The following is an 8,274-nucleotide window of genomic DNA, read 5'->3' as shown; positions in this document are numbered from 1 at the left end:
CGCCGCGTCCGCCGGCCCCGATCGCGGTTATCACAGCCGCCTGCCCAAACCGGTCGCCCGTCGGGCCGGGGTGTTGATGGCCTGCGTGATGGCGTCCGCGCTGCCGATGATCCGCACCCGCTGCCTGGCCCTGGTGATCGCCGTATACAGCAGTTCGCGGGTGAGTAACGCAGAATCGGGGGTGGGCAGCACCAGGGTGACCGCATCGTATTCGCTGCCCTGCGACTTGTGCACCGTCATCGCGTGCATTGTCTCGGTGGAGTCGAGTAACCAGGGCGAGCGCAGTCGTGGTCTATCGCCACTCGACAGCGCCACCTGGGTCTGACCGTCGATGCGGACGACGACTCCGGTATCTCCGTTGGAGATCCGCAGATCCGGAGCATTCCGGGTGACCAGCAGCGGCCTGCCCAGGTACCACTCGCCCTCGCGTCCGTAGCCCGGGATCGTGCGTCGCAGTTCCGCTTCGGCGGCCCGCGACCACCCGCCGACTCCGTAGCGTCCCTGCCGGTGGGCACACAGCAGCCGGTGCGCGTCCACCGCTGCCAGCGCCGCAGCTGGATCGCCGTGCCGCGCTGCGGACACCATCGCCTGCCCTTGCGAGACGACATCGGCGTTCAAGGATTCGACCGTGGCGATCATCTGAGGTTCCGGGTCGGTGTCGATCCAGGACAATTCCTCGCCGCTGCTACACAGAAGCTCCAGTGCGTCGCCGGTACGGGCGCCGAGAACGGCATCGGCGAGTTGCTGGATGGGTCCCGCGAACCGGTGCGAATAGGTGAGTTCGGTGATCGCGCTGTCGGGTCTCCCGCCGGCGATCGGCAACCCGGCGCTGACGATGTCGGCGAGTACCGCGCCGGCGTCCACCGACGACAGCTGATGCGGATCCCCGACCAGCACCAGTCGCGTAGTTGGCCGCAGCGCCGCCATCACTGCGGCCATCAGATCGAGTGAGACCATCGACATCTCATCAATGACGAGCAGATCGTGCGGCAGCGGATTGTCGGCGTCGCGCGTCATCCGACCGCCCGGTCGTGCCCCGAGCAGCGCGTGCAGGGTGGTCGCGGGACGAACCTGAAGATGCTTCCACCCCGGACCCCGATGATCGTCATGCGCCAATGAAGCATCCAGGGATTGCTGCATGCGCGCTGCCGCTTTGCCGGTGAATGAGGCGAGCGCGACGCTGGTACGCGTGGGCGTCAGATCATCCAGGACGCGCAGCAGCTGAGCGATCGTGGTGGTCTTACCGGTTCCCGGACCACCGGCGATGACGCTCGTCCAGCTACTGAGTGACGTGCGGACGGCGTCGCGTTGAGCGGCGGTCAGCTCCGGTCCGCCCGCCCACTGCCGTGCAGCAGCTGCCAGGCTATCGTCCAGCAGCCGCTGGTCTAGGGCGGGCGGCGGCATGGCGATGCGGCTGGTCAGCGCCAAACGGACGCTCTCCTCGGATTGCCAATTGCGTTCCAGGTAGAGCTGCTCGCCGACCAGGCGCAGCGGGCGCTGATTGGCTGGTGGCCCGGCGCCGACCGCGATCAGCGGGGAATCGGTCAGCAGCGCCAACCAGGCCGTCGTCTCGGGCCACGCCAGCCCGCCGGTCGCCGGATGCGCTTCGCCGATGGGCAGGCAGACCGAACCGGACTCCTGAGCGCCCAGACAGAGCGCGACTGCCAGCAGCACCTCGGGCTGCTGCTCGCCGGTCAACCACGATAGCGTCCGGGCCAGGTGCACTCCGCTCCACGAGATCGCGCCGGCAATCGCGAACTCGGCGAGCAAACCGGTGGCGACCACCGGAGGTTCGAGACTGTCGTCGGTCATCGTCCACCTCCCGCCAGCACCTCGGACGCGGCCACGATCATCTCGGCCGGCGGCGACCAGGTGAAGACGCCGCTGGGCATCGTGCCGAGCACAGGCGTGTCGGCGCCACTCATGCCGCGCACGAAGAGATAGCCGACACCGCCCAGGTGGATGGCCGGGTGATAGCCCGGTAGCCGCCAGCCCAGGTAGCGGTGCAGCGCCACACTGTAGAGCAGCGCTTGCAGCGGATAGTGAGCCTGGCACATGGCTTCGGTCATCGCCTCGGGCGTAAAGCGGGTCAGCCGGTTCGTCTTGTAGTCGAGGATCACGTAGCGCTCATGATCGCCGGGTACCTGCAAGACGACATCGATCGAGCCGGTCAGGAAGCCGGCGAGCGTAGTTTGTGCCGCTGCCGAATCGGCCAGCTGGGCACCATAGCGCTGCAGCGGATCGGCCTGGTCGAGCAGGGTGGTGAAACAACGAGCGAGGTCGCTCACTGTGCGACGATGCCCGGCGGCCGCACCCAACGGTACCTCGAAATCGAGTTCGGCGAGCCGCCTGGCCGCGCCCAGATCGCGCAGCGTGCGGTCACCGGTCAGCACACCGAGCGGCGTGGTCACGATCTCTACCAATCCCGCGGTCAGGGCATCGGTGTCGAGACCCGTCAACGGGTAGCGGGCACTCAATCGCTGCACGGACGAGCCGAGGTCGGCCTCCAGCCGAGGGCTGGCGGGGTCAACCTCTTCGAGCACCGCGTGCACCAGACTGCCGAATTGGACGCCGCCGGGCAGCTCCGCCAACGCGGAAACGCCCGCTGCCTCGGCCGGTGGCTCGGCGGAATCCGCGGCCTTCGCAGCGTCGGCATCAGCGTTCACCTCGACTTCATCGAAACCGGGGCCTGAGGCCGGCAGCGGGCCCAGCTCGTGGATATCTGCCGTCAAGCCGGTGTACGAGGTGCGCGTCCATGCCCGGTCAATGTGATCGGCGAAACCGCGGGCATCGAGCAGCCCCGTGAAGGTGGTCTCGCGCGGGTGGTGGCCCGATCGGTGCGCGATCTGATCGGGGTCGACCTGCGTCACATTCACCTTCGCGGGCCGCCGCAGTGCGACGGCGCCCTGCAAGAAGAACCCCGGTTTGAGTGCGGTCGTCCAGGAGTCGTTCATCAGTAGCCGGTGCAAGGGCGAGCAGACGGTGTTCTTCGTGGGGGTCCACCAGCAGATCAGCAACGACTGGGCCCTGGTGCAGGCGACGTAGAACGCCCTCAACGATTCGGCGAGGTCTTCAGCCTGATAGCCCTCGATGCGATCGACCCGGCCGCGCGGCGAATCGACATCGAGCACCCGCTCGCCGCTTTGGTGGCCGACAACGGGCTGATCGCGGTCATCGATCTCCGGGGTGTACTTGTCTGCGGCCTGAGGCAGCAGGACGATCGGGAACTGCAGACCTTTGGCCTTGTGAACCGTCATCACCCGGACGGCGGGACGATCGGTCGGCAGCCGGCGAACCCGCTCGTCCTCATCGGCTTCGCCGGCCCGATCAATGCTTCGTGACAAGAACTCGGCGAGTGCCGACGGCGTCAGATGCTGCGTCGACTGGGCCTCGTTCAGCAGCTCTGTGATGTGCCGCAGATCGGCGATCAGTTCTTCGCCGCCTGGAGCGCTCAGGAGTCGCGCGTAGAGTTCGCGCTCGGCAACCAGCGTCTCGAAGACGGCTGCTACGCCCTGGCCGGCCAGCCGCCGCGCGCACCGCGTGAGCAACGAGGTCATCTCGACCAGCGCATCATCGCCGGCAGACGAGATGTCGGCGCTGGTCCAGCCGATCAGACTGGTCAGCATCGCACGCCGTTGATGCCAACGATCGGGGGTCTCCAGTGCCTGCAGCATCGTCAGCCAATCGTCGGCAGCTTGGGAGGCGAAGACGCTACGCTCTCCGCTGAAGACCGCCGAGTATCCCGCCCCGACCAGGCGTGTGTGAATCTGCCGACCCACCTTGTTCGTCGTAACGAGCACGCAGATATCGGCTGGCCGCACCGGCCGCCAGTGACCATCCGGATCGCATAGCTGGTGGCTGCCGTCCAGCAGCAGTCCGATCTGTACCAGCAGGTCGGAGGCGATGAGCTCGCGCGCCTCGAACGCCTTGACCTGCCCAGGATCGATGGCGCGCACCCGCACGACCTCGGCGGGCTCTGTCGAGTTGTCCCAGCGGATTCGGGGTTGCTGCCGGGCGGTGTCGACGCGCTGCAGCGTGATGCTCACTCCCGGCGAACCCAGGTCGATGGGCCCGAAGAGGTTTTCGATGCCGCGGACGATATCGGGGTCCGAGCGGTAGTTCGTGCCGAGTCGCTGCAGGTTGCCTGCCTGCTTGCGGGCCTGGTCGTAGGTTTCGATGTCACCGCCACGAAAACGGTAGATGGCCTGCTTGGGATCGCCGATCAAGATCAATGCCGAACGCCCGGTGAAGCCGGCCTTGAGGAACGCCCACTGGGCCGGATCGGTGTCCTGGAATTCGTCGACCAGCACTACTGAGAATCGCTCACTGAGAACCGTAGCAGCCGCCTCGCCGTCGTCCGGGTCGGTGAGCGCGGCCGACAGTCTCAGAATCATGTCGTCGTATCCGAAGACCCGGCGGGCGCGTTTCCTCGTGTCGAGTACATCGCGCACCGCGGACGCGAACCGCACCCGCAGTTCGGCGTCCGGGCTGGACGCAAAGAGCCGGTCGGCCAGATGAGTGGCGGCCTGTCTGCCGAGTGCCTGTGCCAGCTCCCAGCCGAGACGCTGCCAGCGTTCGTCACCGAGGTAGACATCGGCGATCACCTCGTCGATCAGCACGCCAGGATCGGCCTCCAGCTGCGTGACCTGATCGTGGTCGGCCAGCACACCTAGTTCGTCGAGCATGCGAGATGCGAATGTGTGCAAAGTGAAGATCGGGGCGGCGTCGACCTGCCCGATGGCCTGATCCAGCCTGTCGGCGCGTGCCCGCACCAGCTGCGGGTCGCCGCCGGTGAGCAGCATCGTCACCGGATCGCCGACGTCGCGTTGGCCTGTCAGCAGGCAACTGGCGAGCGCCGCCTTGCTGGCGATGAGTCTGCTGCGAATGCCGTCGCGCAGCTCGCTGGTGGCTCGCCGGGAGAACGTGACCGCCAGGATCCGATCGATCGGCAGGCCCTCGGCAACATATCGGGTGACCAGCGCGGCGATCGCGTGTGTCTTGCCGGTGCCCGCGCTGGCCTCCAAGACCATCGTGGTGCCGGGTGCGGGCAGCGGCTGATCGAGCCGGAAGATCTCACTCATTCGGCACCACCGCCGGGCGCCATCTGTCGAGATGGTCGCCGATGGGCGAGATCACCTGGCCGACCAATTCCTCGAATCTGCCCGGCCAGGCATCTTTCAGGTCATCGAATCCGGGGAAGAAATACCGCCAGTTGGCGTCTTCCTCCCGGTACGCCTGCCGCGCGCGGTCGATCGGCTCGCCGGACTTCCAACTCAGCAGATCGGCATGAGCAGCGGCGGTGCGAAGCGGCAGCGGCAGGATCTTCTTCAGGCCGACGCGGCGGAGTTCGATGAGGTCGGCGAGCACTTGCCGCGCCTGGGCTCGCGACGGCGCACCGAGCCGATAGCAGCGTTTGCCGACCAGCAGCCCGCCGATCTGCCCCGAACCAGCGTCGGGATCGGCGGCGGCCAGTAGGAGCCGCAGCCAGCAGCTCAGTGCGTCGTCCGGCTTGGGATGACCGAAGCGTCTCACCACCACCTGGCCATCGAAGAGCTGAACGCGGCCCTGCAGCCGGACGCCGGACAGCTCCAGCTGACAGTCCGCGAGGGTCAACTGGCCGGTGGTGGCGGCGCGCACCGAGCGTGCGACGTCCTGGGCATCGGCCAGTTGCTTGTCGAGCACCAGGCGTCCGACGGGCCCGGGCAGCACTCGTCCCGACAACCAGACGCTATTGCGGGTCTGCTCCGCATCGTGACCGGCACTGAGCGCGTCGAACAGGTCGTTGCCGACCGACCAGCTGGCCAGATGATCCGGAGCGATCGGAAGGCTTGTCTGAAGCTCATGATCGAACGACGAACGCGTCGTCCCGGCGGCCTGACGCAGCAGCGCGCGGGCCGGGTTGACGAAGAAGGCGATCAGCTGGTCGATGTCGACCTCGAGTTCTGCGGGCACCACGTGCTCCAGTTGCCAGTGCGGTGTCCGCGGAGCCTGCGCGGATTGCAGCGCGCGGGCTCCCTGCAGGCCTTGCCGATCGAAGCTGGCCGGCTGCTCGACGCCGCTGATCGCATAGTCCTGCCAGCCGTGCGGATGCAGCGGATGCCAGCGCACGAGGGTCTCCTCGGGACGGGCCTGATCGGCGGACGAGGATCGCCACTGCCCCGCAGCGCCTTGAACAGCGCAGGCATCGATCAGTTCGGCGATGCAGACCGGCGCCGGGCGAAGCGCGCCGGAGGATTGGTCGGCGCCTTGGGTGATGACCACGACGTCGTCCTGGGCACTGAGCAGTGCGTCGAGCAGCCGCTGGCGCCGCACCGCACGACGGTCGGTGGTCCAGTGCATGGACGCCTGATGCCCGGCCGAACGCAACAGGTCGTCGCCGTCGAAGCCTGCGGCACCGGGAAAATGCGTGTCGTCCAGACCCAGGATGCACACCACCCGGGCTTCGACGCCGGCCAGGTCACCCAGGTCGGTGACCAGCAGCGATCCATTGCCGTAGTTCGGGCGCCGACGGGCCGAGTTGCGTTTCGAATCCAGCCAGCAGGCGATATCGCCAGCGTCCAACAGACCATAGCGTCCGGTCGTCTGTTCGCTCAGATCGGCCAGTTCGCCGAGCGCGTGGCTGAGCTGCCAGCTGTCCTCGAATTCGGTCGAGGTGAGCAGCTCGATCGCCTCTCGTAGCTTGTCAGCCCAAGCTGGGGGAGGTGCCGGAGCAGCGAACGTCTGACTGATCTTGCGAACCCGCGAAACCAACTCGGCGAGCCGGCCGATCAGCCGGGCATCGGAGCCCTGCACCTGGTCGAAGGGGGCGGAGGTACCCAGCGCCACCGGAGGCTCGCTCGCCAGCGCAAGGCTGATCAGCATTCGCTGGACTCCGGCAAGCCAGGTCGATTGCGTGATCGCCACGCCATTGCGACGCCGCTGTTCTGCGTCCACGCCCCAGCGGATCTCGGAGCCTGCGATCAACCCGCGCAGACGCTCGATTTCGTCGGTTCCAAAGCCGAAACGATGCGCCACCGGCGGCAACTGGCAGAAGTCGAGCAGATCGACGCTGGTGGCGCGCCCGGAATACAGATCGAGCAGCCGGGCCAGGACTGCCAGCACAGGATTGGGGGCCCCGACCGAGCCGGAGGCCAACTGAACACGCAGCCGGTGTCCGGGATGGAAATCGGCACCCGGATCCAGGCAGAAGGACGCCTCGATCAAGGGGGCGTATTCGGTCGGGCTCGTGCACAAGACGACGACATCGCGCGGTTGCAGGCTCGGGTCGTCGGCGAACAACCCGCATAGCACATCGCGCAGCACCTCGACCTGCCGGTCAGGCCCGTGGCAGGCATGAATCTGCAGCGAGTGATCGGCGACAGCCCGCGGGGCGGGCGGCAGATCGTGGCGAAGCTCATGCTGTACCTGGTGCAAGACGCTGGTCGGGCCCGGCGGATCCGCCACCAATGGGTTACCGGCCGCATTGCGGCTGGCGTGGTGACGCACGAAGGCCGAACCCTCGCGAGTCGGGTCGACGGCGATGCCCGTCACGGTGATCAGGTGCACGTCGTGATGGGCACCCAGTGCCTCGATGAGCCGGCGGCCGGGGGCGTCGAGGTCGTCGAATGCCAGGGCGACGAGCCGTTGCGGCAGCTCGGGGTCGGGATGCTCGTTCAGCTCGGAGAGCCGCTCCCGGTAGTACTCGGCAGGGTCGCCGTAAAGCATCGTGCGGACCGCGCGCCACAAGACAGCCTGCCAGCGCTGCGCGGGCGCCAGCGGTTCGCCGTCGGGACCGCGGTCATGGCCGTCGCGCCAGGCGTCCATCATCTGCGGGGCGTAGATGGCATAGCCGCGTAGCAATCGCGCCAATCGCTGCGCGGTCGCATAGCGACGCCCAGGCCGGCTGCCGGGCGCACCCAGATGACGCACCAGCGGCGCGAGTATCTCGTCCTGAGTGGCAGCTGCCAATGCCTCACAGATGGCCAGCGTCAATGCCTCGCCCCGCCAGCCATCGGGCTCGAACTGCCCGGCCAGCGCACGCCAGGTGATCAGGTCGATACCTGCTGAGATCTGCGGACCGCCTCCGCGGGTGGCCAGGTACTGGGAGAAGTCGCGTCGATGTGCCGCCGAGGGGACGATCACCAGATCGCTCGCCAGCGGCCCGGCAGGGTTCGACTGCACGAGCGCTGCCGCATGCTCACAGGCTTCGCGCCAGCCGGTGACCGCTACTTCGGTAATCATCGGAACTCACCTTAGATCCCGGGGCCGACATTTTTCGTCGCGAACCCGCAGCCG

Annotated in this window: 3 protein-coding genes; all 3 read right to left on the bottom strand. The window is 67.4% G+C overall.

The window, feature by feature from the left end; all coding sequences use genetic code 11:
- Positions 1-30: 30 nt before the first annotated feature.
- The 3 genes from recD to AAFP05_RS00475 are packed head-to-tail and all read right to left on the bottom strand — an operon-like array spanning position 31 to position 8,220.
- The gene (recD, locus tag AAFP05_RS00485; RefSeq protein ID WP_341727888.1) at positions 31-1,812 is read right to left on the bottom strand and encodes an exodeoxyribonuclease V subunit alpha; all 1,782 of its coding nucleotides are present in this window, start codon (positions 1,810-1,812) and stop codon (positions 31-33) included.
- Entirely contained in the window at positions 1,809-5,081 is a 3,273-nt protein-coding gene (locus AAFP05_RS00480) for a UvrD-helicase domain-containing protein (protein WP_341727887.1), read from the bottom strand. Before AAFP05_RS00480 ends, recD begins: the two co-directional genes overlap by 4 nt.
- Positions 5,074-8,220 carry an exodeoxyribonuclease V subunit gamma gene (locus AAFP05_RS00475; protein ID WP_341727886.1) on the bottom strand — a complete coding sequence of 1,049 codons (3,147 nt, stop codon included), beginning with the start codon at positions 8,218-8,220 and terminating at the stop codon, positions 5,074-5,076. The genes AAFP05_RS00480 and AAFP05_RS00475 overlap by 8 nt, the downstream gene beginning before the upstream one ends.
- Between the last annotated feature and the right edge of the window lie 54 nt (positions 8,221-8,274).

This window comes from Brooklawnia sp., from assembly GCF_032229645.1.
GTDB lineage: Bacteria > Actinomycetota > Actinomycetes > Propionibacteriales > Propionibacteriaceae > Brooklawnia.
This window is presented reverse-complemented; position numbering and strand designations above follow the sequence as displayed.